Source organism: Crocosphaera chwakensis CCY0110 (assembly GCF_000169335.1).
Lineage (GTDB): Bacteria > Cyanobacteriota > Cyanobacteriia > Cyanobacteriales > Microcystaceae > Crocosphaera > Crocosphaera chwakensis.
In genome coordinates this window covers 1-1167 of record NZ_AAXW01000159.1, presented here as the reverse complement: position 1 = coordinate 1167, position 1167 = coordinate 1, and the positions used below count along the sequence as shown (strand labels likewise).

Genomic DNA, 1167 nt, shown 5'->3' with positions numbered 1-1167 from the left:
GTAAATTAACCCTACTTCAATTAGGGGTGCAAGTAATAACCTTAACGATAATGATTGTTTGGGCGTATTTTCAACGTTCTATTTGGGCTTTAGTCGTGGGTAACTTAATTTCTAGTTTGGTTAATATGATTATCAGTCATCGACTAGACTCAAAGGTATCTAACCGTTTTGTTTGGGACAAAGAATCTATTAAAGAAATTTCTTCTTTTGGTCGTTGGATTTTTGTTTCTACGGCCATGACTTTTTTAGCCAGCCAGGGTGATAGATTAATGTTGGGTAAAATATTTTCTTTAGAGATGCTAGGCATATATATGATTGCTTTCACTTTATCCTCTATACCTAGACAACTAATGATGTCTCTCAATAGTTCAGTTATATTTCCTTTAATTTCTCAAAAACAACAAGAATTGGAAAAAAAAGAACTACGAAATAGAATTTTAAACAAAAGAAAATATATATTATTTATACTTGGTTGTTGTGTAACTATTCTGTTTACTAGCGGAGACTGGATAATTTTTAGTCTTTATGATTCGAGATATCACAATGCAGGGTGGATGCTTTCAATTTTGTCACTAGGAATTTGGCCAATTGTATTACATGGGACAATTAACCCTGTACTTTTAGCTCTTGCAAAACCATACTATGTTGCTTTTGGGAACTTTTTAAAGGTTTTATATATTATAATTCTAGTGCCTTTAGGATATTCTTTCATGAAGGTTTTAGGTGTTGTCATAGTCATTGCTGCTAATGATATAGTGCCTTATCTTGCTGTTAACTATGGTCTTTATAAAGAGGGTTTTCCTTGTCTAAAACAAGATTTTCAAGCAACTAGTATTCTGGTTATTATTATTTTTCTTATATCGCTATTCCGATATTATCTTGGTTTAGGATTACCCTTTGATAATGTGATAAGTTAAAGATTTTATTTAAGCAAACCTAAATTCCACAACTTTCTCTTAATTTTTCCTGTAAGAGTTTGGTCTCTATGTAATTTAGCTTGTTTGAGTTGCTGTTCAAATGGGATTGATTGACGTTGATAAGCATCCTCAGCAATCCATTTTGTATAAACTTCAATAGATTCAAATTTTTGTTTCCGTGCAGTTAATGACGAATTTGAGTTAAAACATTCGATTGTGTGTATTTGTTCTTGGATGATCTTGGATCGTC

The 1167-nt window shown here is 31.8% G+C and carries 2 protein-coding genes; one reads left to right on the top strand and one right to left on the bottom strand.

What is annotated here, in order from left to right:
• On the top strand, positions 1 to 917 hold a 917-nt coding region (locus tag CY0110_RS27785; RefSeq protein WP_008279011.1), incomplete at its 5' end, for an oligosaccharide flippase family protein.
• A 5-nt stretch (positions 918 to 922) separates the two neighbouring features.
• On the opposite strand, the gene CY0110_RS31295 is transcribed toward CY0110_RS27785, so the two are convergent.
• A partial coding sequence (locus CY0110_RS31295; RefSeq protein ID WP_008279010.1) for a hypothetical protein occupies positions 923 to 1167 on the bottom strand: 245 nt, incomplete at its 5' end.